At 56.8% G+C, this 25,151-nt stretch carries 26 protein-coding genes; 15 read left to right on the forward strand and 11 right to left on the reverse strand.

The features are described 5' to 3' along the window. Nucleotides 1–6 precede the first annotated feature (6 nt). The 9 genes from ACXAGD_RS12770 (at nucleotide 7) to ACXAGD_RS12810 (ending at nucleotide 7,163) form a co-directional block, all read left to right on the forward strand. Nucleotides 7–1,017 (forward strand): DctP family TRAP transporter solute-binding subunit, encoded by a 1,011-nt coding sequence (locus ACXAGD_RS12770; RefSeq protein ID WP_475211145.1) that lies wholly within the window; start codon nucleotides 7–9, stop codon nucleotides 1,015–1,017. A gap of 21 nt (nucleotides 1,018–1,038) precedes the next feature. Beyond that, nucleotides 1,039–2,007 carry a C-terminal binding protein gene (locus ACXAGD_RS12775; protein ID WP_475211147.1) on the forward strand — a complete coding sequence of 323 codons (969 nt, stop codon included), beginning with the start codon at nucleotides 1,039–1,041 and terminating at the stop codon, nucleotides 2,005–2,007. Continuing rightward, the gene (locus ACXAGD_RS12780) at nucleotides 2,001–2,660 is read left to right on the forward strand and encodes a bifunctional 4-hydroxy-2-oxoglutarate aldolase/2-dehydro-3-deoxy-phosphogluconate aldolase (RefSeq protein ID WP_475211149.1); all 660 of its coding nucleotides are present in this window, start codon (nucleotides 2,001–2,003) and stop codon (nucleotides 2,658–2,660) included. The genes ACXAGD_RS12775 and ACXAGD_RS12780 overlap by 7 nt, the downstream gene beginning before the upstream one ends. Continuing rightward, on the forward strand, nucleotides 2,657–3,307 hold the full coding sequence (locus ACXAGD_RS12785) for an RraA family protein (RefSeq protein ID WP_475211151.1): 651 nt from the start codon (nucleotides 2,657–2,659) through the stop codon (nucleotides 3,305–3,307). Before ACXAGD_RS12780 ends, ACXAGD_RS12785 begins: the two co-directional genes overlap by 4 nt. 66 nt (nucleotides 3,308–3,373) lie before the next feature. After that, on the forward strand, nucleotides 3,374–4,564 hold the full coding sequence (locus ACXAGD_RS12790; protein ID WP_475211153.1) for an L-dopachrome tautomerase-related protein: 1,191 nt from the start codon (nucleotides 3,374–3,376) through the stop codon (nucleotides 4,562–4,564). Nucleotides 4,565–4,624: 60 nt separating this feature from the next. Then, nucleotides 4,625–5,542 carry a sugar kinase gene (locus tag ACXAGD_RS12795; RefSeq protein ID WP_475211155.1) on the forward strand — a complete coding sequence of 306 codons (918 nt, stop codon included), beginning with the start codon at nucleotides 4,625–4,627 and terminating at the stop codon, nucleotides 5,540–5,542. Nucleotides 5,543–5,545: 3 nt separating this feature from the next. Beyond that, nucleotides 5,546–6,250, forward strand: a complete 705-nt coding sequence (locus tag ACXAGD_RS12800; protein ID WP_475211157.1) for an SDR family NAD(P)-dependent oxidoreductase — start codon at nucleotides 5,546–5,548, stop codon at nucleotides 6,248–6,250. A 12-nt stretch (nucleotides 6,251–6,262) separates the two neighbouring features. Continuing rightward, nucleotides 6,263–6,790 carry a 2,4'-dihydroxyacetophenone dioxygenase family protein gene (locus ACXAGD_RS12805; protein WP_475211159.1) on the forward strand — a complete coding sequence of 176 codons (528 nt, stop codon included), beginning with the start codon at nucleotides 6,263–6,265 and terminating at the stop codon, nucleotides 6,788–6,790. Further along, complete coding sequence (locus ACXAGD_RS12810; RefSeq protein WP_475211161.1) at nucleotides 6,768–7,163, forward strand: methylglyoxal synthase; 396 nt, start codon at nucleotides 6,768–6,770, stop codon at nucleotides 7,161–7,163. Before ACXAGD_RS12805 ends, ACXAGD_RS12810 begins: the two co-directional genes overlap by 23 nt. Nucleotides 7,164–7,430: 267 nt before the next feature. Here ACXAGD_RS12810 and ACXAGD_RS12815 read toward each other — a convergent pair whose 3' ends face one another. From ACXAGD_RS12815 to ACXAGD_RS12825, 3 genes are all read right to left on the reverse strand, one after another. Further along, a complete protein-coding gene (locus ACXAGD_RS12815; RefSeq protein WP_475211163.1) occupies nucleotides 7,431–7,640 on the reverse strand; it encodes a hypothetical protein in 210 nt (69 codons plus the stop codon). Nucleotides 7,641–8,090: 450 nt separating this feature from the next. Then, nucleotides 8,091–9,041, reverse strand: coding sequence for a hypothetical protein (locus ACXAGD_RS12820; protein WP_475211165.1), 951 nt, complete (start codon nucleotides 9,039–9,041; stop codon nucleotides 8,091–8,093). Continuing rightward, nucleotides 9,038–9,721, reverse strand: coding sequence for a hypothetical protein (locus ACXAGD_RS12825; RefSeq protein WP_475211167.1), 684 nt, complete (start codon nucleotides 9,719–9,721; stop codon nucleotides 9,038–9,040). Before ACXAGD_RS12825 ends, ACXAGD_RS12820 begins: the two co-directional genes overlap by 4 nt. Before the next feature lie 44 nt (nucleotides 9,722–9,765). Between ACXAGD_RS12825 and ACXAGD_RS12830 the strand changes: the two genes are divergently transcribed. Then, on the forward strand, nucleotides 9,766–10,542 hold the full coding sequence (locus ACXAGD_RS12830; protein ID WP_475211168.1) for a hypothetical protein: 777 nt from the start codon (nucleotides 9,766–9,768) through the stop codon (nucleotides 10,540–10,542). Then, a complete protein-coding gene (locus ACXAGD_RS12835; RefSeq protein WP_475211169.1) occupies nucleotides 10,539–11,135 on the forward strand; it encodes a hypothetical protein in 597 nt (198 codons plus the stop codon). Before ACXAGD_RS12830 ends, ACXAGD_RS12835 begins: the two co-directional genes overlap by 4 nt. 545 nt (nucleotides 11,136–11,680) lie before the next feature. Here the strand turns inward: ACXAGD_RS12835 and ACXAGD_RS12840 are convergent. After that, nucleotides 11,681–12,061: a hypothetical protein gene (locus ACXAGD_RS12840; RefSeq protein ID WP_475211171.1), complete on the reverse strand. Its 381-nt coding sequence runs from the start codon at nucleotides 12,059–12,061 to the stop codon at nucleotides 11,681–11,683. Nucleotides 12,062–12,323: 262 nt separating this feature from the next. On the opposite strand from ACXAGD_RS12840, the gene ACXAGD_RS12845 reads away from it, so the two are divergent. Further along, a complete protein-coding gene (locus ACXAGD_RS12845; RefSeq protein WP_475211173.1) occupies nucleotides 12,324–13,394 on the forward strand; it encodes an agmatine deiminase family protein in 1,071 nt (356 codons plus the stop codon). A 179-nt stretch (nucleotides 13,395–13,573) separates the two neighbouring features. Here ACXAGD_RS12845 and ACXAGD_RS12850 read toward each other — a convergent pair whose 3' ends face one another. The 7 genes from ACXAGD_RS12850 to ACXAGD_RS12880 all read right to left on the reverse strand — a co-directional run bounded on the left by ACXAGD_RS12850 (nucleotide 13,574) and on the right by ACXAGD_RS12880 (nucleotide 22,245). After that, nucleotides 13,574–13,846 carry a hypothetical protein gene (locus ACXAGD_RS12850; RefSeq protein ID WP_475211174.1) on the reverse strand — a complete coding sequence of 91 codons (273 nt, stop codon included), beginning with the start codon at nucleotides 13,844–13,846 and terminating at the stop codon, nucleotides 13,574–13,576. Between the two features lie 844 nt (nucleotides 13,847–14,690). After that, nucleotides 14,691–15,503, reverse strand: a complete 813-nt coding sequence (locus ACXAGD_RS12855) for an RNA ligase family protein (protein WP_475211176.1) — start codon at nucleotides 15,501–15,503, stop codon at nucleotides 14,691–14,693. A gap of 235 nt (nucleotides 15,504–15,738) precedes the next feature. After that, nucleotides 15,739–16,983, reverse strand: a complete 1,245-nt coding sequence (locus ACXAGD_RS12860) for an NAD(P)/FAD-dependent oxidoreductase (protein WP_475211178.1) — start codon at nucleotides 16,981–16,983, stop codon at nucleotides 15,739–15,741. A gap of 15 nt (nucleotides 16,984–16,998) precedes the next feature. Next, a complete protein-coding gene (locus ACXAGD_RS12865) occupies nucleotides 16,999–18,009 on the reverse strand; it encodes an Ldh family oxidoreductase (protein WP_475211179.1) in 1,011 nt (336 codons plus the stop codon). Between the two features lie 57 nt (nucleotides 18,010–18,066). Beyond that, on the reverse strand, nucleotides 18,067–19,587 hold the full coding sequence (locus ACXAGD_RS12870) for a trimethylamine methyltransferase family protein (RefSeq protein WP_475211180.1): 1,521 nt from the start codon (nucleotides 19,585–19,587) through the stop codon (nucleotides 18,067–18,069). Between the two features lie 15 nt (nucleotides 19,588–19,602). Then, nucleotides 19,603–22,056, reverse strand: coding sequence for a GcvT family protein (locus ACXAGD_RS12875; RefSeq protein ID WP_475211181.1), 2,454 nt, complete (start codon nucleotides 22,054–22,056; stop codon nucleotides 19,603–19,605). Next, a complete protein-coding gene (locus ACXAGD_RS12880; protein WP_475211183.1) occupies nucleotides 22,057–22,245 on the reverse strand; it encodes a hypothetical protein in 189 nt (62 codons plus the stop codon). Nucleotides 22,246–22,301: 56 nt separating this feature from the next. Here ACXAGD_RS12880 and ACXAGD_RS12885 point away from each other — a divergent pair, with 56 nt between their 5' ends. From ACXAGD_RS12885 to ACXAGD_RS12895, 3 genes are all read left to right on the forward strand, one after another. Then, nucleotides 22,302–23,183 (forward strand): LysR substrate-binding domain-containing protein, encoded by an 882-nt coding sequence (locus tag ACXAGD_RS12885; RefSeq protein WP_475211184.1) that lies wholly within the window; start codon nucleotides 22,302–22,304, stop codon nucleotides 23,181–23,183. Nucleotides 23,184–23,374: 191 nt separating this feature from the next. Beyond that, complete coding sequence (locus ACXAGD_RS12890) at nucleotides 23,375–23,917, forward strand: TetR/AcrR family transcriptional regulator (protein WP_475211185.1); 543 nt, start codon at nucleotides 23,375–23,377, stop codon at nucleotides 23,915–23,917. Between the two features lie 143 nt (nucleotides 23,918–24,060). After that, nucleotides 24,061–25,149 carry an alcohol dehydrogenase family protein gene (locus ACXAGD_RS12895; RefSeq protein ID WP_475211187.1) on the forward strand — a complete coding sequence of 363 codons (1,089 nt, stop codon included), beginning with the start codon at nucleotides 24,061–24,063 and terminating at the stop codon, nucleotides 25,147–25,149. Nucleotides 25,150–25,151: the final 2 nt, after the last annotated feature.

Here is a 25,151-nt window from a genome sequence, read left to right on the forward strand (position 1 = left end):
AACCTCATGAAAACCATGTCGAAACTGATGGCAGCTACGGCTGTTGTTTCAATGACCGCTGCCGGTGCAGCCTCGGCCAAGGAGCTGAAATACGCGCATTTTCAGGCCGCTGATCTGAGCTCGCCGAAACACGCCGCAGCTCTGGCCTTTGAGGCCTGTGTCGAAGGTAAGACCTCGGGCTCGATCGACGTCCAAATCTTCCCAGCCTCGCAGTTGGGCGGCGGGCCCGAGATCATGGAAGGTTTGCAGCTGGGCACCGTTCAGATGGCGGCCATCCACGACGGCCCGATCTCGGCAGTCTACAAACCCTTCTCGGTTCTGGCGATGCCCTACCTTTTCGACGATCAGGCAATGGCTTGGGCGGTGATGGACGGTGAATTCGGTGACGCGCTGGCCGAGGATATGCTGGCCAAAACCGGTATCCGCAGCTTTGGCGTAGCCGACAACGGTGTGCGCAATTTTACCAATAACGTCAAGCCCGTGGCCGAGCCGGCCGATATGGAAGGCCTGAAAATGCGCGTGATGACCGCGCCGGTCTGGGTGACTCTGGTCGAAAGCCTGGGTGCATCGGCAACTCCAGTACCGTGGCCTGAACTGCCCGGCGCTCTGCAGCAAGGTGTTGTGGATGGTCAGGAAAACGGCGTGACCAACATCGTCAACGCATCACTTTATCAGCATCAGAAATACGTCTCGTTGGATGGCCACGTGTTCAGCTGGCACGCCTACCTGATGTCGGACATGTTCTACGAAAGCCTGACGGATGACGAGAAGAAAGCCGTCGAGCAGTGCGTTGAGATATCGAAAACGATCCACCGCGGCATGACCGCCGCGCAGGACGCGAACGCAACTGCGATCCTGTCGGAAAAAGGCATGGAAGTGGTCCCCGTCAGCCCCGAGCAGAAGGCCCTGTTCCGCGAAGCCGCGCAGCCCGCCGTGCGCGAATACATCGTGAGTGAGATCGGCGAGGAATGGCCTGATCGCCTCGACGCCGCTGTCCAAGCCTACAAGACCCAATAATCCATGCCGAGAGACCGTCACATGACCCGTCAAACCATCGCAATCCTGGAACCTGGCTATGCCGCCTATGACACCGAGGCTTCGGTGCTGGCCGAGCAGGACGTCAAGATCGCGCCGGTCGGGGCAGAGACTGAGGCGGTCCCGGCTTTGCGGTCATTGGATCCGGTCGCCATCCTCGTTCGGGAACGTATCGTGGATGCGGCCGTGATCGACGCCTGCCCGAACCTGAAAGTCGTCGTCCGCTACGGGGTGGGCGTCGACAATATCGACTTGGGTTATGCACAATCGCGCGGCATCTATGTTGCGAATGTGCCTGACTATGGCGCGGAGACAGAAGTCAGCGAACATGCGTTGGCGCTATATCTGGCCGTGCAACGGCGTATTCCGTCCCGCGATGGTGAGGTTCGGCAGGGCCAGTGGGGTATTGGCCAAGCCGCCCTGATCCCCAGCCGCGAGAACGCCACTCTGGGCTTGATCGGCTGCGGCAAGATCGGGCTGCAGGCGGCACAGAAATTCCGGACACTGGGGTTCGCATCGGTTCTTGTGTTCGACCCCTACCTGACGGACGACGCGGCGGATGCGGCGAATGTGCGCAAAGTTGAACTGGTCGACCTGTGCAGGACCGCCGACGTGATCAGCCTGCACGCGCCGCTGACGCCCGAGACACGACATATTCTGGATGCCGAGCACATCGCGCTGATGAAACCGACCTCGGTCGTGATCAACGTCTCACGCGGCGGCTTGGTAGATGAAACTGCGCTGGCCGATGCCCTGAACCAAGGCCGCATTTTCGGGGCTGGGATCGACGTGTTCGAACAGGAACCGGTCAACCCTTCCAACCCCCTGCTGCGCAGCCCCAACACCATCGTGTCTGACCATGCCGCCTGGTATTCCGAACGCTCGGTCGCGGTGCTGCAGCGATGCGCGGCGCGCGAAGTCGCTAAGGTTCTGAGTGGTGAACACCCCGATCATTGGGTGAACAAATGGTAGATTTGGTCAACACCCTTCGATCTGCGCAAATTGTCCCGGTGATCCGACACAGTGATCCCGAGATCGCTTTGACGGCCTGCGATCTGCTGGCCAAGGCCGGAATTGGCGCATTAGAGATTACCACGACGGTTCCGGACGCCGCCGCACTGATCGCTGAACTGCGCCGACGCTATCCTGACATCTGCACTGGCGCCGGAACGGTTGTTGAAACTGGACAGGCCGACAAGGTGTTGGCAGCCGGTGCCGAATTTGTTGTCTCTCCGTGCTGGAACGATGCTGCCGCTCGGGAAGCCGCTGCTGCAAGAGTGCCGTATCTGCCCGGCGCTATGACCCCTGGTGAGGTACACCATCATGCGGAAAACGGCGCTGCGGTGATCAAGATTTTTCCGGCCGATGCTGCAGGTGGTCCTGGGTTCCTGAAGGCGGTCAAATCCGTGTTCCCCAGCCTCGACTTGATGCCGACCGGGGGCGTGTCTCCTGATACCGCGCAGTCTTATCTGAACGCAGGTGCGCTTTGCGTCGGCATGGGTGGAAACCTGCTGCCGGCCCAGGCGCTTGAGGCCGGGCACATCAGCATGGCCCGCGCAGAAATCAGTGCGGCTCTCTCGGCCGCATCCTTTCAATCTTTCCAACGTAAGAGGATACTCTCATGAACACCCAAGAACTCGTTGCCGGGTTTCGCGACGCGGCTACCGCATCCGTCGCGGATGCCGTGGACAAGGTAGCGGGCAAGACCGGCTTTCTGCCCGCCTCGATCAAGCCCCGGATCAACGAAAAGAAAATAGTTGGCCCGGCCGTAACAATTCTGGAAGGCCCCACTGACGAATTCCTGCCGCCACAGCACGCATTGGACGCCATCGACGAGTCCGAGGCCGGGTCCGTCATCGTAATCTCGACCAATGGCACCACTGATGTGGCGCTGTGGGGTGGCCTGATGACCGCCGGAGCCGTCGCCAACAAACACGAAGGCGCCGTTCTGGACGGTGGCGTGCGCGATCTGGTTGAGATCAAGCGCGACTATGACTTCCCGGTCTATTCCCGCTGCGTTAACCCGGGTACCACTCTGGGCCGCGTTCGTACGCTGGCATCGAATGTAGAAGTCGACATGGGTGGTGTGATTGTACACCCCGGCGACATCATTGTGGCTGATATCGACGGTGCAGTTGTAGTTCCCCGTGAACATGCAGAAGCCATCTTGGAAATGGCGCGCGAGATTGATGAACGCGAAGCCGAGCAGGCGCGTCTGATCATCGAAACCGGTTCGTTGCGCGAAGGTCTCGCGAAATACGGTCGCATCTAACCAAAACGTCCCGCAGGTTGCTCGCAACAACCTGCGGGACACCAGAGCACAGCAAGGGAGGAATACATGCTGAAACGAATGCTCAACACGGTGGCCCTTACCGCCGTTCTGGCCACCCCGGCGCTCGCGAACGGGCCCGAGGTTGTCGCGGAATGGAACAGTCTGCCCTATGCCGTCAAGGACGAGGCGACAAAATCCGCCTGGGAAAGCAGCGAGATTTACGGCAAGGCGCTGGTTCAGGGCGCCAAGGTCGACAGTCAGGGCAACATCTATGTGTCTACCGCGCGCTGGGGTGGAGCCGAGATTCCCTCGACCGTCTCTAAGCTAGTCAAGAACAGTGACACGTGGGAGTTGGAGGCGTTTCCGTCTGAGGACATGAACAGCATGTCGAATCCCGATGGTCTGAAGGCCGTGCTGGGCTTTGAGATCGACCGCAACGACGTTATGTGGATCCTGGATCAGGGCCACGTGGCAGGCCCTCCGTTCGAGGATGGCGACGCCAAGCTGGTGTTGTGGGACCTGAAAGAGAACAAGGAAATCCAGCGCTATGTCTTCACTGCGGAAGAGGCGGATCGGCAGTGTTCTTTCCTGAACGATCTGGCCGTCGATAACGACACCGGCTTTGCCTACATCGCTGACAGCGGCATCTTCTGTGATCCGCTGCATGGGGGCCTGATCGTCTATGACAGCAACACCAATTCGGTACGCCGCATTCTGGATCAACACCGGTTCACCAATGACGAGCCGAACTTCTTCTTCAACATCGACGACCGCCCTGTTTTGAAAGAAGGTGGCATGCGCACTGGTGCGGATGGCATTGCATTGTCGGGCGATAAGGAAACGCTCTATTGGACGAACCTGACCGGCAATCATCTGTATAGCCTGCCGACGGAAATCCTGCGCGATTTTGAAACCAATGAGACGGTCATCGAAAACGCGGTTGAGGTTGCCGCCGTGCTGCCCTCGAATACTGACGGGATGACCGCTGACAATGCGGGCAATATCTACATGACCGCCTTGTCGCTGGACGGGATTATGAAATTCGATGAATCCACGCGCGAGGTCAGCCGTTTCGTCCACCACCCGGAAATGAACTGGCCCGACACGCTGGCTTGGGGTCCGGATGGTGAGATGTATGTGGTGTCGAACCACCTGCATGTCTGGGTCGATGGCGACATGAATTTTGAAGACCCTGAAATCCCGAACTTCCGTATTTGGAAGATTCCGGGTGTAGGCCAAAGCTACACCGCCGAATAATCCTCCCAACACCTTGGTCAGCCCCGCGGGGCTGGCCCTTTTAGCAAGAATGAGATGACCATGACCCCCGATATTCTATGCCTTGGCGAACCGATGCTGGAGTTCAATCAGCAACCCGACGGGAACTATCTGCCCGGACATGGCGGTGACACTTCGAACTGCGCCATCGCCGCCGCGCGTCAAGGTGCATCCGTTGGGTACGTGACACATATCGGGGCAGACACATTCGGCAATTCGTTTATGGACCTTTGGCGGGCCGAGGGGATCGATACTTCGCCTGTGCGTCAAGTCGCGGATGCCCATACAGGGGTCTACTTTGTGACCCATGGGGAAAACGGGCATGAGTTCAGTTATTTCCGTGCAGGCTCTGCCAGCAGCCGGATGGCGCCGGAAGATCTGCCAGTAACAGCGCTGCAATCGGCCAAGATTCTGCATGTTTCGGGCATTAGTCAGGCGATATCGGATGTTGCGGCTGATGCTGTGTTCCGCGCCATCCAGATCGTGAAGGATGCTGGGGGCCTCGTGTCCTACGATACCAATCTTCGCCTGAAGCTCTGGCCCATCGAACGCGCGCGCGCCGTAACGCATGCCGCTATGTCACAATGTGATATTGCACTTCCCGGTTTAGACGATGCCGAGCAACTGACCGGCCTGTCTGATCCGGATGCCATCGCAGACTTCTACTTGAAGCTCGGGGCAAAAATTGTCGCCCTGACGCTGGGGGCCGAAGGGACTCTGGTTGCGACACCTGACAAGCGCGAGCGTGTCAAAGGCCGCCGTGTCGAAGCGGTTGATGCCACGGCCGCTGGCGACACATTTGACGGTGCCTTCCTATCTCGCATCGTGGCCGGCGGCGATCCATTCACCGCTGCCCGCTACGCAAACGCGGCGGCGGCTCTATCGACCCAAGGGTATGGTGCGGTTGCTCCGATGCCGCGCAAAGACGCGGTCGAGGCGTTTCTGGCGGCAGAGGGCTGACCTATGAAACATGCCGTTGTCATTGGTGGAACCCGCGGCATCGGCGCTGGCATCGCGGGTGAGTTGCGCCGCAAGGGCTGGCGCGTGACGGTGACCGGCGTCGGCGCGGAGGAGGTTGCGGCCTGCGCCACACAGCACCCCGACGAGACCTGCGCACAGCTAGACGTGCGTGAAACACGCGCCGTTACAGCATTTTTCGGCGGGATTGAGCAATTGGACGGGCTGGTCAATTGCGCAGGAATTCTGGCCCGCGGTGCGGAATACGATATCGAGACCTTTGAAGCGGTGATCGATATTAACCTGACCGGGACTATGCGCTGTTGTCTGGCCGCGCAGCCCTTTTTGGCCGCGTCGGGCGGGGCGATCGTGAACACGGCCTCGATGCTCAGCTATTTCGGCGGGCCTCTGGTCCCGGCCTATTCCGCCAGCAAGGGCGGGGTGGCGCAACTGACCAAGGCGCTGGCCGGGAAATGGGCCGCAGACGGCGTACGCGTCAATGCGGTTGCCCCCGGGTGGATCGAAACCGAAATGACCGAGGCCCTGCGCGCCGATCCCGACCGCAACCAGCCGATCCTGGGCCGGACACCGCTGGACCGTTGGGGCAAACCCGCGGAAGTGGGGGCATTGGCGGCGTGGCTGCTGTCGGATGAGGCTGCTTTCGTGACCGGTGCCGTCTATCCCGTGGACGGTGGCTATTCTGCAATGTGAGGAGGACACCTGATGCCAGTACAAGGACTCGATGACGATCCAAGAATGCCCTATCAACTACCCTTTCCGAAGGATGCACAGGATGAGATCGTCATCCCAGATGCTGTGGCGGTAGATGAGCGCGTCTGGGTGCCGCAAACCGAGAACGTATCGTTCCGGCCGCTCTGCCTGAACCGGTCACAGGGATATTGGATGAACTTGTTGCGCGTACGGAAATCCGGGGTTCTATCGAGGCACCGGCATCCGCAGCCCGTTCACGGCTTTGTTCTTAAAGGCCGCTGGCACTATCTGGAACACGACTGGATCGCGCAGGAAGGCGGCTATGTGTACGAACCACCGGGCGAAACCCACACGCTGGTCGTACCCGATGACGTCGACGAGATGATCACCTATTTCCAGGTCAACGGCGTGATGCTCTATGTCGATCCATGGGGCAAAACCATGGGCTACGAGGACGTCTTTACCAAGATCGACATGTGCCGTAAGCACTATGAGGAAGTGGGTCTGGGAGCGGATTATGTCGAGCAGTTCATCAGATAGACGGCTAAAACTGGCATTGGTTGCGCATGACGCCAAGAAGGAGCTGATGGTCGAATGGGCCACTAGGCATTCCGAAACTCTGCGCCAAGCCAGCCTCTTTGCCACAGGTACCACTGGCGGGTGTATAAACGCAGCTCTGCCCGAGCTTCAGCTGACGGCACTAAAAAGCGGTCCATTGGGAGGTGATCAGCAACTTGGCGCAATGATTTGTGAGGGGAGGCTCGACGGCCTATTCTTCTTTATAGATCCAATGTCACCGATGCCCCATGACGTGGATGTCAAAGCTTTGAGCCGTCTGGCGATTGTTTACGACCTACCTTTCGCGAGCAGTCCAAGCACAGCTGATTTCGTTTTAAACGGAATTTTTCAGTAGCGAATTCGGTAAGGAGCGGCTGGCAGTTTTCGGACTGCTTATGGAATTCTATGCCCCAAGATGTGGATATCAGTGCTTTGAGCCGCCTAAACAGTGTTTACGTACCGCAAAACGAAATTCTCTAACAACTGTTTCCTCGTAGCCGTACCTGGTTACAGTTAAGGGCGTTGGAGCAAGCACAGGAAATGCCAGTACTTCCAATGGTCCGGTGGCTCATCCTGCCAGGTGCACGTTGGATAACACTCACCAGTGCACAGTACGACATGTTCACAAAAAAACGACCTTATCGACCTCCTTGACGAGTGCCACGTTGTTGCATCCCGTCATCCTGATCAGCGATGGATCAGCAGGGCTGAGTTGAGCCTTGGTGCAATTTTGGCTGTCACCTGAAGCGACGGTTTTCGAGGAAGGTTGGTCAATGCTTTGAGCTGGCAGCAGCCCACGCGTCGCATAATGATCGATGCGCCCGACAACCATTTGTCGCAATGGCAGAAAGAATGCTGTGTTTCCGGTACTGGAAGAGTTCGCCAGCTGGGTTTGCAGTCAATTCGAAATTGAAACCCGCAAACCAGAGCTTAGACTACAGCGACGTAAAAATTCGCAGCTTGAAGGCGCGCCCATAGAACTATGGCAAGTCCCGCGCTAGAGCGCTCACTTAAAATGGCATGCCTAAACTGAACTGGGGCGATCAGTTTTATACGGGAGTTTGGAACCGGACGGTTGCAACTTCCGCAGCCGTGCCCGCTATTCATCCTGGCGTCACTCGTCAGCGATATGTGATCAGAGTAATTTCGCAACGGACAATCCCCCAATCGAAGCGGACGGGATTTATACTAATGGCGCTTACGGTTGTCAGAACGACAACAACTTAAACTCTTGCCGGATTTTGAGCTAACCGCAATTTGGTTTCTGTTACTCCGCCGATGCCTAATCTGGCGGTCTCATCCAATCTCTTAAGGTAGCCAAAGCAAGTACCACTGCTACAAAGAACGTTAAGACCTGCAAAAGCGGATCAACTTTGCTTCGGTCAATTGCACTGCTTAAAATATATAGGTTTTCGCCAGCCATACGGTCCACATCAACGACGTTTTTTCCCATTGGCGATGTAACCTGCAGAGAAATGGTGCCGTCAAAAGGTGCTAGGAACCCGATCACCTCGACAGGCTTACTAGAGTTCTTAGTCACGATCTGGATTTGATCGCCTCTGAAGAACTGACCGGATTTCACAAGCATGGCACCCTCTTCCCAAGGCCAACCAGCCTCCAAAATCTCATAGGTTCCGCCAGAAACCAGCCTTGTTTCACCGGTGGTTGCCACTTGGCCGATGGTCACCTCTCCGCTGAAGGCGAGCGCACCTGCATCTAGCCAAGCCTTACGGTCGATTATCATCAAAGACCCAGGCGACAAAGCCTCGCCGTTGACGCGCACCGCAGCATCATCGCTCAGGGCGACAATTGAAAGCGCACCTGTTTCTATGTCGCGCTCAACACTTAAAGCCGCGCCCTTTTCAAAACTAACCTCGGCGTGCGAAAGCTGACGCTCGGAAAAAAGCTCGGTTGCGCAAATCCCGTCTGTATCAGCGCCGCCCTTCAGCCTGTTTTCCCGACGCTCGCACAAAAGAACGTCCGAAAACTGCCAACTGTTGTTGACTAAACTCCGTGTAAATTTGACCTCGAAACCCGACGTCATTACCGAAAGAACATATGTTCGGTTCACAAAATTTGGGTAAATCACCCAAAGCAAACACATAACTACAAAACCCAAAAAGGTAACCAGCACGATCGGTGACAGCTTAATACTCTTTGAAGAATTCACATTTCTTTTTCTGCGCCTAAATTCAGGCCGAGTTATACTTTTTTTAACAAAAGAGTTTCTCATGGAAGAGGTGAAACCTGAACAATATGGGGGCGATCTTTGCGCCCTTTGCGGATACGGTTCACCTCAATGACATCTCCTGCATCAACAACTTGCTTCGGGATGTCACACACAAAGTCAAAAGCAAGGTGGACGGCCGAGTCCGTTTTGACACAATCGACGTCTGAACTGTTTTCAAAAACCAGGTATACTTCGTCCGCTGCCCGAGAATTTATGAGCAGCTCAAGTTTCGACGGGGCGCGGTCCAGCTTTTCATTCCACCCCACAGGCGTGACTGTTTGACCTCTGGCATCACATGAGCCCTTGCTGAGCAAACCGGCAAATTGAGACCGCTCAGTCTTGCTCAGGTATTCGTTGTGCAAAGACTCGAGCGGTACGCGGATCGGTTCCCCAGACCACGGCCCCTGAACCGAATACTCCCCGAGAGCCTCGTAGCGTCCATCTTGCGAAACCAGAGAGAGACAAACCAAGGAACCTTCCCAGGCTTCAGGTATCATCGCTTCAAGGTAGGGCTTTTCCGTTGTCGTTTCGCCGACGGACAAGAAACCGGCAACAATGGTACCTGAGATCAAAGCTTGTTCACTGAGCGTTTCAGTCAGGGGCGTGACCTGCACCAATTCCTCTGCCATCGCTTGCGGCGCAACCACTGCCAAGAATGCAATCGTTGTTGCGTTAAGCTTCATATTATCCTCTAATTCAATTGCCCTAGTTAGTCTGCCAGTGATTGATGACGTTACGCAAATTGTTTTTGATGTTCAGCGCGGTAAATGCCCTTTTGGGCACGCAAGCTGTTGGCGAAGTCGTCTCTGTCACGGTCAAAGAACGAAACGGGCATGGCTTCCTGTTCAGTGGCCACGGGCAGTGCTTTATCTTCCTGCCGAACCATGTTCTGGGACGCAGCTCAAGGTTCAATTTCCAGTCTTCCTCGGCACCAGCCAGTGTTGGCAAAGCAGAATTGATGCAAGCGGAAGTCCACTCAATGGACCTCGCCATTGCCGAGGTCTCGGACAAAACCTTTGACGGATGCGGGACAGATTGGCAGACCATCATATCCTGGAAACAACCCGACACGATCATCGGCCGCGAAATCAGGCTCAGGCAGGTCCCGAATGCTGGCCAATTAAAGGAAATCCCTATGCGGGTTAATTTCCAAACCTCGGGTGAGTTCGATGCACGCGTTTCCGAACAGATCGCCATCAATGCCGTTCAGCAAGGAACCAGCGGATCGATTGCATTTTATGATGATCAGGCGATTGGTATGGCAATCACAGCCACAACACAGTGGGACGCCGGGTTTCTTTCTCTTCCGGTAATTATACGTGCGGTGGCGTCGACCTTAAACTGGTCTCTGGATCCAGAACCAGCCTTTGAGTCCGACATCCCACCCTCGAGCACCTTTTCACTAAAAGAACGGGTAGAACCTCGATCGCCGGACCTCCCAATTGACACTTACAGTACCACGATCTCTCCGACGGGTACTTTTGTAGAAGAGGAAAAAGAATGAAACATCTACTGTCAATCTGCGCGGCTGCGGCCCTGTCTCTGTCTGCACCGACCGATGGGAAAGCCGAAGAAATTGATCGGTCCAAGCTTGCCGACGGATGGTTGATGCATTTCTACCCTATTCAGGACAACAGTAAGCCCGACAGTCCGAGCGGTCGATCACTGGCTACGCTCCTGTACACAGGTAGTTTTCCAGTTGGCTATGACGACGCTTTCGAACTCGAACCGGAATTGAAGAAATACAGGGACAGACTCTGGCTTGTCGAATACGATGGATACCTAAATTTGACCGAAGCCGGACCTTACACTTTTGCCCTAACGTTTGAGTGGGAGGGGGCAGCGGTTTGTGGCGCCAAACTTGAGCTGGAAGGTAAACAGCTTGTGGAGCTACCAATTACCAAACGTGGTGAAAGAGGGCCGCGAAACGCGTACGTCGACGTACAGCTACAGGCTGGTCTGTACCGGGCCAAAACAAAAGCATATTGCACCGCAACTGGAGGTTACAATCCCCAGTTTGAATTGGCTATTCGCGGCCCTTCGGATCCAAAGCCGATTCCTGTTAACAGCAGTATAATGAAGCATCTGCGCCCGTAAGGCATGACCGGCGACCTACCCTCGGCAGAACCTGAAACACGTGGGGTGGTCACATAAAGTAAGACCTCAAAACGGAATCTCATAGTCCTGCGACATTGCCTGAACTTCTCCTTGATCTCTGCCTACAGATACAGTCCGTGTCTTCTTCAATATCGCTTCCTGAGGTTGGTACTTCGGTGCTTTGTCAACGCTTCCTTGTATTTCGCTAGCTGCGGGGCGGCAAAATACCTGTGGAGTCTCTCGCGGTTCGGTTAAAAAGCCATCCTGCGTCATTTTTCGATCGACCAGCGCGTAAAGCTGCGAAGCGCTTTCAGCGCAAGAAAGTTCTGACGGCCGAAAACTGTATGGCAGCGGCTGTTGTTGAATAGTGTTTGCCACCCGTCGGGAAACATGCCTGTTACTGCTGCGGGTCTTGCCGGAAGGCCCAATAACTCACACCATAGCTTCGCAACAGGGTGAGTAATGCTTTCTAACGCACCATTTACCCCAGCTGCGCCGCCTCATCGATTAGAAACAGGTCGGGCGGTCCGAACCAGCTATCCTGCTTACACGGCACGGGATGAACGTTTGTATTCAACCCCGAACACCCCCCATGGCTGTGCAGAGGCGGCCAGCAACTTTCGAGTGTATTCTTGCTCAGCGATTCTGACGGAAAACGCAGATTTTCCCGAAACGGTGCCCCTCATCGCTCCGGTTTCACCAGCAGGAGAAGTGGAATTGATCATTCGATTTGGAGGCTGATAGACTCGAGCACCAGTTCCTTTTGCGGAAACAACATCCTCAAAACCAACAAGAAAGAACCCTTTGCGGATTGGCAACTGTACCGCAGAGCTCGAATGCTCGGTGCGCAAGTCATAGCCCCCTACTTCGTCAGTGTTTTCCAATTCGCCGCGCAAGGTTCTGAGGTTGATGATCCTTTGGGCCAAGCGAACTTCGACGCCGATGTTCAGACGTCGGGCACCCCGGTCCGTTGTTAACGAAAGCGTTGGAATAGTCGGGCACCAATGTCGCCGCCGGGTTAGCGGTGGCCTTCATGCTCATTGAACCGCACCCCCATTTTCACCTTAAAGGACTTGCTGAAGCCGACGCGGGGAACAATTGTGGCTATCAGAGCATTTCAGTGTATCTCGGCTTTGAAAACCTCATTAAGAATACCTCTGGCAACGCGTTACTTTGTTTGGACAATCTATGAAACGCAGAGAGCTTCTGTTGACTGGCGGATCGATGGCTGTGCATGCACTTTTTCAAGGATCACCTTCCATGGCCAATTCCGGCTTCAAAGTCCCGGCTGAAGAAGACCGACATCAGCAGACGTTTATGCAATGGCCGGTCAGTCGCCGCGTTTACGACGATCCAGTGTTTCTTGGCATGGTGCAGCAAACGATCGCTGACATTGCCAATGCAATCGCCGAGTTCGAGCCTGTTACCATGCTTGCCGCATCGGATGATCATGCAGATGCCCGGGCAAAACTCTCGACCAATGTGACATTGTGGGACATCCCGACCGAAGATCTATGGTGCCGAGATTCCGGTCCCATTTTTGTTGTTGATGGCACTGGTCGGTTGGCGATCAACCATATTCAGTTCAACGGATGGGGTGAGAGGCAAGTCAACCGTCGCGACAGTCAGATCGCAGCAAACGTTGCCGAAAGGCTTGGGCTGGACCTGATACCCTCCGGCCTACTCGGTGAGGGCGGCGGTGTTGAGCAGGACGGGCACGGTCTGTTGATGGCACATGAGAGCAGTTGGGTGAATGACAACAGAAACCCCGGTCTGTCTCGCGATGACATCGAAGCACGGTTGTTAACTGCGTACGGCGCTGACCGGATGATCTGGTCGGACGGCGTGTGGGGTGAAGACATTACCGACTATCACATAGACGGCCTCGCGCGGTTTACGGGCCCCGGTCGCGTTCTGATCAACCTGCCTGACGACCCCGATAGCCGTGACCCGTTCCATGGTGCGGCTCTGAAAACCTATGACACGCTCGTGTCCCATGGACTGAAAGTTGATGTCATTCCGGAACCGCTTGTGCGCAGGATAAAAAGCTACGACTTCGTTGCGACTTACGCTAATTACTACGCCTGCAACGGTGCAGTTATCGCCGCGGAATACGGCGATGAAGAGACCGATGGAATCGCAGCTGACGCGTTGTCACGACACTACCCCGGGCGGGAAATTATCATGCTGAACGTGGACCCATTGGGCGAACTCGGCGGCGGCATTCATTGTGCCACACAACAAATGCCCGACGTCTGAGTGAATCTTTGCTGACTAAACGCAGGCAACTAACCAAACCCTATGGAGCTCTGCATGGTAGTGCAAAGCGTTGCGAGCAGCCTAAACTATCCGCTTACTATTTTCGTAACGCCGTAGGGCTTTTCGCGGCAACAACGACATCTTGCACCGAAGAAGTTGGATCATAAAATCTGATTTGCTTAAGGCCGGGCTTTTTCCAACCCGTTTCGCATAACCCACGCATCCGTTAGGGTTCCACACCACAGTTTGCCGCCAATACGCCCTTGTTCCACCAGCATGCCAAGCCCGTCGATTGAGTGGCAACCAGCCTCTCTGGCCTTGTTGGGGAATTTAGTATTGGGCGGGTTCGGGATGACCTCGACAGCCACCATGTTGATCGAAAGCGATCCATAGTCCGGTGGCAGTTCCTCATGGGTATTCGGGAGCAAACCGACCGAGGTGGCACTGATCACAATATGGTTCTGCGAGGGTATGGCCCTTTGCTGACCAAAGGCTGAAACTGCACATTGAAACTCGGAGCGCGCCTTTGAATGTCGCCTCCATTCAACTGCATCACCAGAGCTTCGCCGCGCTTTTAAACACGGTTGAAAAGCGTCAAAGTCGATGCCCCTGCCAATGCGATTTCGACTGCGATCGCCCGGAAAGCCAAAGCCCGACATGACCGTCACATTGCAACTAAACGCTTCACGCGCCGCGTAATGCAGTTAACGATCCGACAGTTCGAAGAAGGACACACGGCTTTCGTCAGTCGCGAAGGGAATCGGGTGGTTCCGGAACCCTGCCTTATCGAAAGTTGCAGCCGCCAGTTCAGCGCTACCCGGTAACGAATGCTGATCCTCACAGGATCGCCCCAGGGCGTCAGCCTTTGCGTGCAGGCAGAGAAGATCGAGACGGCAAGGCTATGATGTTTCGATAGCCAGCCGTAGCGGATCATCAAGTTCGATCAGCCAGAACGGCAAATGATGCTGACTTATGATGCCGCACAGCTTCTCGCGCCACGCGAACGGCGTTGCCGCCCGCCGCAGCAACTGACGTGCGACAGACGCCCAGAGCACTCAGATCTGCTTACCTGCCGGCAGCACGCGCCAACTTTTGTCGGCAACAAGCGCGTCGACAACCGTTCCAGTATGGTTGCCCACGTCCCCTTCGGCATGATGGATAGGGTCCTATGGGCAGTCATCCAGCGCGGCCAGCTCGGACCACATGACCCAGATCGCACCCCAATCGACCCGCTAGAGCGGGCCGATTGGAAGCAAAGACAGCACTTGCTGATGCGCCACGGCGGGCTTTGCAGATCTACACGTCATATGCTCCTTCCACACCGAGGGTTGGCGCGAAGATGTCGACACCATCGGTGAGAGCATTGGGTAGGATAGGCCGACCATGCCAATGGCCATCCGCGGCCTGGATCGCCTGATGGAAGTCCCCCCGCACAAACTTGAACCGATCCTGTACACAGCCCGCATCCTCAAGCTTGATATACAGCCCTTCGGCCAAATCACTGTCTTCGGTCTGTTGCAGCACCATGTCAGGGCGGCTGTTTGACTGAACTGCGGCCGTTTCCAAGGCATTCCGCCAACGGCCCGATTTATAGGGCGTAGGTCGAACCATGGCATTGATCTGATCAACTGAGGTCAGCTCTCCTTCATGCACAACGGGCACTGGCATGACCGGCAATCCCCCCAGCAAGGACCGGCGCTCTGCAGTGCTTAGAAACACCTCTGTTTCGCGGTCAAGCACATCGAATTCAAGGAAGTAATGCGGCAAGCGATCGTAAAAGACCGTGTGCTTGGCATACATCCATTCGCCGTACATGACGTAGCGATGACCAAGCACGTGATGGAAGCTGAGCGCATGCGCAGCCGCCCAGGTTTTGAACAGCGCAAAGTGGCGCTCTCGGCCACCGCCCAGCAGAAAATGTCCCCTGCTTTGCAGCAGCAGATTTCCGTCCCTGTCAAACGAAACGGCTGAGTTTGCCCCGTCGATTTTCTCTTCGACGATCAGATGCTGGCCTGCCAGCTCTTTTATGGGTTTGTCGTCCGCAAGATCGCCGACCTGAAGGCGCGAACCTTCAATGTGCCGCGTGCGCGGGTATTTGTAGATCTTCATAACTGTCTCACAATGTAATGATGTCGCACGAAATCACCCGGCCAGAATGGTCAGGGTGAAGGATTCGCTATGTTCGCAAGCGTCACATCGGACTTCCGTGGGGTTCGGGGTGAAACAGAATGCGCTGCTTACCATCGCCTCGCAAAAAATCAATACAGGGCACAGGGTTAAAGACCCTCGTTGTCCAGAAGGTCACAGTTCACCACATTGCGCGCCACTGCGGCGCGACAGCAGACTATCCCGAGAAACGATCCGGGCTGTAGGCCTGTATGTCGATGGGTAATTGGCGGTTTGAAACCTCGGCTGCCACCAGCCGAGCCGTTGTTGCGCCCAACGTCAGACCTAATTGCCCGTGGCCTGTTGCAAAGGTAACGTTCGCCAGCCGTCCGCTACGGCCAATGATCGGGCGTGTGTCGGACGTCAATGGTCGCCGCCCAAACCGGCGTTCAGCGCTGCCTGTTTGTAACCCGGGCAGAACCCGTCGTGCCTTTTCGACCAGAATGTCCGTACGGTTCCAATTTGGGCGTGCCTCGGCCCCGGCAAATTCAATCGTACCGGCCACGGCAAGCGCGCCGTCGTAAGGCGTTATGCCGAACCCGCCCTTTGCGTAGAACACAGTATGGGACAGGTCGACCCCGCTGTTCTTCAATGCCGTGGAGTAGCCGATAACGCCTTCAATCTGCAGCGGAACACCCAACTCTGCCGACAGATTGTGGGAATGTGTCCCCGCAGCCAGAACAAACTCCTCAGCTGAAATAGATCGACCGTCTTGCAGCTTCACGGCTTTCACCTGACGACCATCCCGATCAAAGCCGACCGCTATGCCAGAGACGACTGTCCCCCCACGCTTTATGAAGGCTTGATGCAGCGCTTCGACCAATTGCTTGGGTTCGGTCACAAAGCTCCAGTCCCGAAGCAGGGCGGCATATTTGAAATCTGGTGCGATGGCGGGATCGATGTCATGCGCATCACTGCCGCTGACCTCTTCGATCGAGCACCCAAGTTCGCGCGCCAGATCAAAAGCGGCAACCATGCTGGCGCGATCATCGTCCCCGTCGAAAAGCTTGATGACAGGGCGTTCCACCAGCAGCTCAGGATGCCCGATATCGGCCAGCTGCGCCTTGAAATCTGCAGTCGCTAAAAAGGTCAATCGCGCCAAATCCGCCGCAATGGAGCGCATTTTCGAAGGGCGGGCATTGGCGACAAATCGGCTGAACCAAGGCGTCAACCGCAACGCCGAACTTGGGCGCAATGTCAAAGGCGCTTTGGGATGCATCAACAGCCCCGGAACTTTCATCAGCATCCCGGGCTGCGACAGCGGTACGATCTCACCGACGGCGATACATCCGCACGAGGCCCAGCTGGCCCCCTCACCGACCGGCCCCGGCTCGATGACAGTGACTTGAAACCCCTCGGCCTGCAAAGCCAGCGCGCAGGAAATCCCCACGACGCCGCCGCCGATCACCACCAAGTTTGGCATGCCTTGCGACCTTTCTTACAGCGCCTGCAACTGTGCCATCAGGTCTGGTGCGACGGATACTCCATTCGCTTCGGTCGCCGCGCGGTTTTTCAACCGCCCATCACCAGGTACGCGCGCGGTTCCGTTGCCTTCGATCTCGGCACAGATCCGAGTGACGTAATCGTTGAACATCGGGTTACCGAACCGGCTCGGGTCAATCGCGATCAGAGTTGCCCCGCCTTTTATGTTCAGAGCTCCGTGAGACTCACGCTCCTGATTGTCGACTGACAAGGTGCCACCGGCAAGCGCCGCCCCTAGCACCTCGATCAGGAAGGCAATGGCCGCGCCTTTGTGTTCGCCAAAGGGCAACAGGCTGCGGGTCTCCAGAATGGCGTTCGGATCGGTTGTCGGCCGACCCGAAGTATCCAGCCCACTGGGGCGCGGCAGGTCATGCCCTTCGGCGGCGGCCATGCGCACATCCATCAGCGCAGCAACGGATGAGGCCTGATCCCAGACCACAGGCTCCGCCCCTGCGCGCGGGCAGGCGAAGGACATCGGATTGGTCCCGAAGACCGGGCGCAGCCCCCCTTGGGGCACGACCATCGACAGTGAATTCACAACGCCCATCGCGACCAGCCCCGCTTGTGCCAGCGGCTCGGTGTCGAAGCGCAGTGCGCCCAGATGGTGGCAATTTGCACAAGTGAAGGACGCGATACCGTTTTCGCGGGCCATCGCGATCAGCTGATCCCGCGCATCTGCTCCCACAATCTGGTAATATCCGTTATCTCCATCGCCACGCAAAACGCCCGGTGCAATGCGTTCGACAGTGGGATTGGCTTTCGGATTTGCATAGTTCGACTTAAAGCTTTGCGCATAGACGGGCAGCATCCGCAAACCGTGACTGCGGGGGCCGTCACGTTCGGACCGCATCACCAAATCCGCCAGAATTTCACTTCCGCGTTCGTCCATGCCCGCGGACACAAGGACAGATTTGGCCAGTACTTTCACCTCTTCGAGTGAGAGCGTTTTCGTCGGGGCGTCTGTCATAAGCCTTATCCTGTCCTTGTGTCTAGGCTGACGAGCGCTTGCGCGCCCGTATTTTAGTTAAGAGTTCTGATATTCCAGCTTCTTCTTGGCAACAAATTCGTCAAGTGCCCCGCGCTGATCATCCGGCATCGGCGGCTTGACGTAGTTGTCCAGAATACGCTGCGCCTCTTCATTTCCGACGGTTTCGGCGGTCTTCGATCCTTCTGCTTCCCACTGTTCAAAACTGTCATTGTTTTGAAGCGGGTTCATGTGCAGCGGATTTTCCCGGGTATGGTCTGTACCAAGGAAGTGACCACCAGGACCGATCTCGGCAATGTCATCCAGAAGTGCATCAAGGTTTTCATCCTCGATCCCGCTGAAGAACCGGTGGAAGTTCTCAAGCTGGCGTGTGTCCTGTACCCATTTCGAATAACTGACCCCAAGCGCACCTTCCAGGAACCCTGCCGAGTGCACGATATAGTTGGCACCGCCCAGCAGCACTGGCCACATGGTGTTGGCTGTATCGAACGCCGCCTGCATGTCCGGGGTTTTTGATCCGGTCCACATTGTGCAGGTCCGCCACGGAACACCGTAGAAGCGCGCCATCTGGCCCACCAGCAGGTTCATCAACCCAGGTTCGGGTGATCCCATCATCGGCGCGCCGGTCTTCATCGAAACGCCCATAATTGCCACGCCCAGAACCATCGGCGCTCCGCGCCGGATGATCTGGCTATATGCCATGCCTGCCAGTGACTCGGCGATCAGCAGCGCCACGCCACCCTGCGGGCTGGCCGGGGTCGAGGCCCCCGCCAGCACGAAGGGCGACAGCAGGCAGGGCTGGTTGGCACTGGCGTAAACCCGCAGGCTTTCCAGCATGGTCTCGTCCCACACCAGCGGCGTGTTGCAGTTCAGCAGCGCGGCCATCACCACGTTGTTGTCCACAAACTCTTCACCGAACACGATGCGCGTCATCTCAACCGAGTCGCGCGCGGCCTGTTCTGATAAAACTGACCCTTTGATCGGCTTGTCCGTCAGCGTCAGTGCTGCGTGAACAAGCTCAAGGTGACGTTGTGGCACGGGCACGTCCTGCGGCTCGACCGGCAGGATACCCGGAACCATCATCGACTGGCTCATCTGGCTGAGCTTGAAGAAGTTGTGCGCATCTTCCAGCATCGACGGGCGACGCATGCCATCCAGGCCATAGACAAACGGCGCGCCGTAAGCGTTTGCAAACACCGAATTCCGGTTTCCGACCCGCAGGGAACGTTCCGGATTGCGCGCTGCATAACCCCATTCCGATGGTACCGCCGAAATCAGGTCCATCAGCATGTCCCGACCAATACGGACCCGTTCTCCCTGAACATCCGCACCGTGTTTTTTCCAATCGGCCAAGGCCACCGGGTCACGGAATTCGATACCGGTGGTCTCGAGGATCGTCATGGCCGCGTTGTGGATCTTCTCGACCCCTTCGGGTCCAAGCAGATCAATTGGTCCGATTTTGCGGTTCAGCGTCGGCAGGTAAACCGGTGGCGGGTTGGTGCGGGCCTGCACCCGTGCCGCGCGGCCACCCCGGCCCGAACGTGCTCTTGCTTGTGCCATATCAAACCCTCCGGATCAGGCGCGCGCACGGGCGCTGGTTGGGTCAACGGCGCAGACATCGATTACTTCGGCGTCGCGCATTTCGTTATGCACCAGCACCTGCATTTTCGTGCCCGGTGCGGTCACATCCTGCGGCACCAACGCCATCGCGATGTCGTGATTGCAGTAATACGAGAATCCGCCCGAGGTGACGCGACCGATCAGTTTGCCGTCGGCATAAACGCCTTCGTCAAACATCACGGATGTATCGCCAAATGGCAGTTTCAGCGTGACCAGAACACTGTGTCCGCCCGACTCTTTCTGCGCCACCAGCGCCTGTTTGCCGATAAAGTCGCGTTCGCAAACCTGACCACCAACCTTTTCGGTCATGGCCACAAAACGACCCAGATCTGCCTCATACGGGGTCATATCCTTGCAAATCTCGCGGTTGATCGCGCGATAGGATTTCTCAAGCCGCATGGACTCAAGCGCCTCAAGACCGAACGGTTTGACGCCCGCCTTCAGCAGTAGGTCCACGAGGTGACGGTTATAGCCAACCGGGTGGTGCAGTTCCCAGCCAAGCTCACCAGTGTATGATACGCGCAGCAGGTGCACACCTTTGGCATAGCCTACCTCACCCATCTGGGCCGAAAGCCAAGGGAAAGTTTCATTCGACAGATCGTTATCAGTCAGCGGCTGAAGAATTTCCCGCGCGTTTGGACCAGCCAACGCAATCACGCCCAGTTGTTCCGAGATGTCCTCCATTACAACCGAGCCGTCCTTGGGCAGCAGGCGTTGCAACTGATCCCAGTTATAGGCACGCCAGTTCGGGGTGGAGATCAGATAGAAATCATCCTCAGCATACCGAACGATGGTGTATTCCGCGTCCATGCCCCCCTTGTCGTTCAACATCAGCGACAGGGTCATACGGCCCACTTTGGGCAGTTTGTTCGCCATCAGGCTGTCCAACCATTTGGCTGCACCCGGTCCGCGAACCGTGAACTTGGTCATTGGCGACATTTCGATGAAACCGGCCTCTTCCCGCGTGCGACGAACCTCTTCCTGAACCAGCTCCATGTGGTTGGTATGGCGGAAAGAGTGCTCAGGAATCGCCTCCTCGGGCGACTTAGCGAACCAACGGGGGAATTCGTAGCCGTTGAAGCTGGTCCAGACCGCGCCTTGTGCCGTCAGCAGGTCGTAAGACCCCATGGTTTTCATCGGGCGCGCATCGGGGAAGTCCTCACCCGGAACATGCGCGTCCATATGGGTGCCCCAGGTTTCGCGCACCTTGTCCATGGTCCAGCGCTTGGACGCATAGTCCGAGAACCGGCGCGGATCGAGTTCAGACATGTCCATGCCCGGGTCGCCATCGACGATCCACTTAGCCAGGCGATTGCCCACAGTGCCGCCCCACAGGATGCCACCCGGCATACCCTCAGCCAGCCACAGGTTGTCATGCCCCGGCGCGGGACCTGCCAGAGGCAGCTCGTCCGGTGTCATCTGGAACGGGCCACGGGTGTTAGCCTTGATGCCAACTTCGCCCAGCGTCGGGACGCGTTCGATGGCACGCTCCCACTGGGTTTCCACGGCATCGAAATCTTCGGGCAGAAGATCCGCCCCGAAGTCTGGCGGCACGCGGTCTTCTGCAAACAGTTTGAGGTCTTTGGTGAACTCATAAGGCCCAAATTGAATCCCACCCACGTCCTCGCGCAGATAGGCACCGTAATCCTCGTCGCGCAGGATCGGGAATTCTTTCAGACCTTGCGCACGGCGCTCTTTCAGCAGCGGTACGGTTTCGGTGGTCCAGTACTGGTGAACGATCGGGATACAAGGCAGATCCAGGCCCACTCGACGCGCGTTCTCACGGGCGTAATTGCCCGTGGCAAAGATCAGGTGTTCGCAGGTGATTTCTCCCTGATTGGTGGTCACTTTCCAATGACCATTATCCAGCTTCTCATAAGATTGGGCTTCTGTGTTCTGGTAGACTTTCGCACCCGCATCGCGTGCCAGCTTTGCCAGCGCCATGGTGATATCCGCCGGATTCACATAACCGTCTTCGGTATGCAGAATGCCGCCGCGAATGTCCGGGCTTTGGTTTAGCAGAGGGTGAATCTCCGCAATCTCTTCCGGCGTTACCAGCTTGCAAGGCACGCCTGCGGCTTCGGCGATCGAAATGTAGGACTGGAATTCATCCCAGCGTTTTTCGGTGTTGGCGACACGCAACTGGCCCACTTTGCGCAGACCCACCGAGGCACCCATCTTCTCCTCAACTTCGGAATAGATGCGGATGGTTTCCATCGTCATCTTGGACACGTTGTGCGACCGCACAAATGTCACCAACAGACCCGCTGCATGCCAAGTGGATCCCGAGGTCAGCGTTGTACGCTCCAGCATGACCGCGTCCGAACACCCGTGTTCAGTCAGGCCATAAAGGATCGATGCTCCAACGCATCCACCACCAACCACCACTGCTTTTGCGTGCGACTTCATTCAATCGACTCCGTAATTTGCGCCGAAAACCGGGCATTTTGGAAAATCAGAGATGCTCACGCGTGTTCCATGAACACCGCCCCACAGTTTTAGGTAGGCACATCCCCAAAGCTGGTGACCAGCATCACTGGCGGCAGGCTTTCGGGCAATTGCAAAAAAATTCACTTTGCGATACTTGAGGTAACTCAAGTTTCGCTTTTTTTGCTTTAAAAGCAAGAAAACTAAGAATCAAAGGTCAAAGCATCTTGCCCAAAGGCCCCTATGAACTTCCTCCGGTGAACTCACTGATCAGCTTCGAAGCCGCTGCGCGTCATGTCAGCTTTAAAAACGCTGCGACTGAGTTAAACGTGACGCCGGCCGCCATTAGTCATCAGGTCAAGTCGCTGGAAACCGAACTCAATTGTTCGCTGTTCCGCCGCCATCATCGTGGGGTCGAACTGACCGAAAGCGGGGCTTACCTGCTGGTCGCACTGCAGCGAGGTCTCGAAGATATCAGTGAAGCCTTGCAACAACTGCGGTCGCAATATGATCGGTCCGGTGTAACAATTCGATCCAGCACCGCAGTCAGCTCGCTTTGGCTGACCCCGCGGCTTGCGCAATTCTGGAAAACCCATGGACATATTTCGGTGACACAAGTGGTCACGGATCTGGGGTTTGACACTTCGAAATGCGATCTAAGCATTCGCTATGGAGATGCCTCTCAGGAAAAGGCAAACCACCATATTCTGTTTCGTGATCGCATCATGGCGCTCGGCAGCCCACGGTTTTTGGAACAAAATAAGATTACTGACATACAGGACCTCGCGCGTGTCTCGCTGATTCACCTTGATGCGCCGGGAACAGGATGGACGGATTGGCGCGAATGGACCCGGCAACTTGGGTATGACGGGCCTTTGAATTCGGCTCATCGCGTCAACAATTACACCATTGCCTTACAGGCCGCACAGGACGACATGGGGGCAGTGCTGGGATGGGAAGGGCTGACTTCGGAACTCGTCGCGTCCGGCAAGCTGGTCGGCTTGCTACCGCAGGCGATTTCCTCTCCGTTGGACTTTTACGTCGCGCTTCACAATACGACCTCGGATCGCGCCAAACTTGCGTTTCGTTGGCTTGCCGAAACCACCTGAACGGAGACCCTACCCAGCCACTCGTTATCGTCAGTGAACGGTTTTGCGCACCGACCAGTGTTCCGGAAACCTGAGGCACCATAAGGTCTTTCGCAAACCGGGCCAGCACCATGTCGCTGTCGCCACGCAACGCGTCGGTTTTCGCAAAGCCTGTAGTAGAGTGATCACTCTACCCTCCATGCATGATCGATATGAAAACCCAGATTGCCGCCCGTTTGCACGGACAATTTGAAGAAATGGGGTTTGCCGGACCAGGTGTAGAAGCCTTGCGCGCGGGGGCGGATGTTTCGCTGAGAACCCTATACAAGTATTTCCCAAGCCGTGAGGCCATGGTGGTGGGCGCGTTGCAGCACCGCGATCGCGCCTATGCAGACTGGATCAGCGGCGGCCCCGACGGCGGCGCTGCGCATGTTGTTCATATTCTTCAACGGCTATCCGACTGGCTGTTCGGGATTTCGAACTGCGGCTGCCTGTTCCGCAATGCCCTGTCCGCCTACCCCGACAGCGCCCCGATACGCGCTGCGGTCGAAGCACATAAATCCGGGGTGCGTGCGCAATTTCACAAGCGGCTTCTCAATGTTGCCCCGCATTGCGATGCGGACATACTGGCCGATCAGTTGTTCGTCCTTCACGAAGGCCTGACCGAAGCCGCCCGCATGATCGGGCCGGAACGTGCCAGCCGCCAGACACTCCATGCCGCAGGCCTGATCCTTGCTGCTGACGGCATCAAGTAACTCTTCTGAACTATCGGAATGTCCGGCATGAAACTGAAGGAAATCAATGTCTACTCGCGTGACCTGCCGGTCAAGAATGACCCCTATGCGGTGGTCATTGGGCCGGTCTGTTGGCGCGCCTGTTACGTCTTTTGGAGGTAAAGATGATCCCTGAAACGATGAAAGCCGTCCTGCTGACAGGCCATGGTGGCATCGACAAACTGGACTATCGGGCCGATGTGCCCACGCCGCAGCCCGGATCGGGCGAAGTACTCATCCGCGTCGCGGCGGCGGGTGTAAACAACACCGACATCAACACGCGCATCGGGTGGTATTCCAAGGCCGTGACCGCCGACACCGAAACTGGCGGGGCCGAAGGGTTCGACAGGGTTGACGACGATGACGCAAGCTGGTCGGGCGTGCCGCTGACTTTCCCCCGCATTCAGGGCGCGGATGTATGCGGCCATGTCGTCGCGGTTGGTGAAGGCGTGGACCCAGCCCGTATCGGCGAACGGGTTATTGTGCGCAATATGCTGCGGACCTATGTTGACTACCGCCCTTACGAATGCTGGACCATTGGCAGCGAGTGCGACGGTGGGTTTGCGCAATACTGCAAGGCTCCCGCGCAAGAGACCCATGCCGTCGCGTGTGACTGGTCCGACGCTGAACTGTCCGCGATCCCCTGCGCCTATTCCACCGCCGAAGGCATGCTGCACCGCGCAGGTGTCGGTGCCGAAACGGTTCTGATCACGGGCGCCTCGGGCGGTGTCGGCTCGGCTGCCGTGCAACTGGCCAAGCGCCGTGGCGCCACCGTGATCGCGCTGTGTTCGCCGTCTAAGGTTGACGCCGTTCAGGCGCTGGGTGCTGACCGAATTTTGGACCGTGACGCCGATCTGGTGGCCGAACTGGGCGCAGGGTCGATTGACGTTGTGGTCGATCTGGTGGCCGGTCCACAATGGCCCAGCCTGCTAGACGTGCTGCGCCGGGGTGGCCGCTATGCGACTGCAGGGGCCATTGCCGGGCCGATATGTGAGATCGACATTCGCACGCTCTATCTGAAAGACCTGACGCTGTACGGCTGCACATTTCAGGAAGACATCGTGTTCGAAAACCTCGTGAAATACATTGAGGCCGGTGAAATTCGTCCTGTTGTGGCCAAGACCTATCCGCTGTCCGACATCGCCACCGCGCAGGAAGATTTTCTGGCCAAGAAACACACCGGACAGCTCGTGCTGCTCCCGCCGCAGGAATAACT

Source organism: Ruegeria sp. ABF4_144, assembly GCF_056160045.1.

Bases quoted from the DNA above. Each gene is read 5' to 3' on its own strand.
- ACXAGD_RS12770 (WP_475211145.1), top strand. From the start codon at position 7: ATGAAAACCATGTCGAAACTGATGGCAGCTACGGCTGTTGTTTCAATG.
- ACXAGD_RS12775 (WP_475211147.1), top strand. From the start codon at position 1,039: ATGACCCGTCAAACCATCGCAATCCTGGAACCTGGCTATGCCGCCTAT.
- ACXAGD_RS12780 (WP_475211149.1), top strand. From the start codon at position 2,001: ATGGTAGATTTGGTCAACACCCTTCGATCTGCGCAAATTGTCCCGGTG.
- ACXAGD_RS12785 (WP_475211151.1), top strand. From the start codon at position 2,657: ATGAACACCCAAGAACTCGTTGCCGGGTTTCGCGACGCGGCTACCGCA.
- ACXAGD_RS12790 (WP_475211153.1), top strand. From the start codon at position 3,374: ATGCTGAAACGAATGCTCAACACGGTGGCCCTTACCGCCGTTCTGGCC.
- ACXAGD_RS12795 (WP_475211155.1), top strand. From the start codon at position 4,625: ATGACCCCCGATATTCTATGCCTTGGCGAACCGATGCTGGAGTTCAAT.
- ACXAGD_RS12800 (WP_475211157.1), top strand. From the start codon at position 5,546: ATGAAACATGCCGTTGTCATTGGTGGAACCCGCGGCATCGGCGCTGGC.
- ACXAGD_RS12805 (WP_475211159.1), top strand. From the start codon at position 6,263: ATGCCAGTACAAGGACTCGATGACGATCCAAGAATGCCCTATCAACTA.
- ACXAGD_RS12810 (WP_475211161.1), top strand. From the start codon at position 6,768: ATGTCGAGCAGTTCATCAGATAGACGGCTAAAACTGGCATTGGTTGCG.
- ACXAGD_RS12815 (WP_475211163.1), bottom strand. From the start codon at position 7,640: ATGGTTGTCGGGCGCATCGATCATTATGCGACGCGTGGGCTGCTGCCA.
- ACXAGD_RS12820 (WP_475211165.1), bottom strand. From the start codon at position 9,041: ATGAGAAACTCTTTTGTTAAAAAAAGTATAACTCGGCCTGAATTTAGG.
- ACXAGD_RS12825 (WP_475211167.1), bottom strand. From the start codon at position 9,721: ATGAAGCTTAACGCAACAACGATTGCATTCTTGGCAGTGGTTGCGCCG.
- ACXAGD_RS12830 (WP_475211168.1), top strand. From the start codon at position 9,766: ATGACGTTACGCAAATTGTTTTTGATGTTCAGCGCGGTAAATGCCCTT.
- ACXAGD_RS12835 (WP_475211169.1), top strand. From the start codon at position 10,539: ATGAAACATCTACTGTCAATCTGCGCGGCTGCGGCCCTGTCTCTGTCT.
- ACXAGD_RS12845 (WP_475211173.1), top strand. From the start codon at position 12,324: ATGAAACGCAGAGAGCTTCTGTTGACTGGCGGATCGATGGCTGTGCAT.
- ACXAGD_RS12855 (WP_475211176.1), bottom strand. From the start codon at position 15,503: ATGAAGATCTACAAATACCCGCGCACGCGGCACATTGAAGGTTCGCGC.
- ACXAGD_RS12860 (WP_475211178.1), bottom strand. From the start codon at position 16,983: ATGCCAAACTTGGTGGTGATCGGCGGCGGCGTCGTGGGGATTTCCTGC.
- ACXAGD_RS12865 (WP_475211179.1), bottom strand. From the start codon at position 18,009: ATGACAGACGCCCCGACGAAAACGCTCTCACTCGAAGAGGTGAAAGTA.
- ACXAGD_RS12870 (WP_475211180.1), bottom strand. From the start codon at position 19,587: ATGGCACAAGCAAGAGCACGTTCGGGCCGGGGTGGCCGCGCGGCACGG.
- ACXAGD_RS12875 (WP_475211181.1), bottom strand. From the start codon at position 22,056: ATGAAGTCGCACGCAAAAGCAGTGGTGGTTGGTGGTGGATGCGTTGGA.
- ACXAGD_RS12890 (WP_475211185.1), top strand. From the start codon at position 23,375: ATGAAAACCCAGATTGCCGCCCGTTTGCACGGACAATTTGAAGAAATG.
- ACXAGD_RS12895 (WP_475211187.1), top strand. From the start codon at position 24,061: ATGATCCCTGAAACGATGAAAGCCGTCCTGCTGACAGGCCATGGTGGC.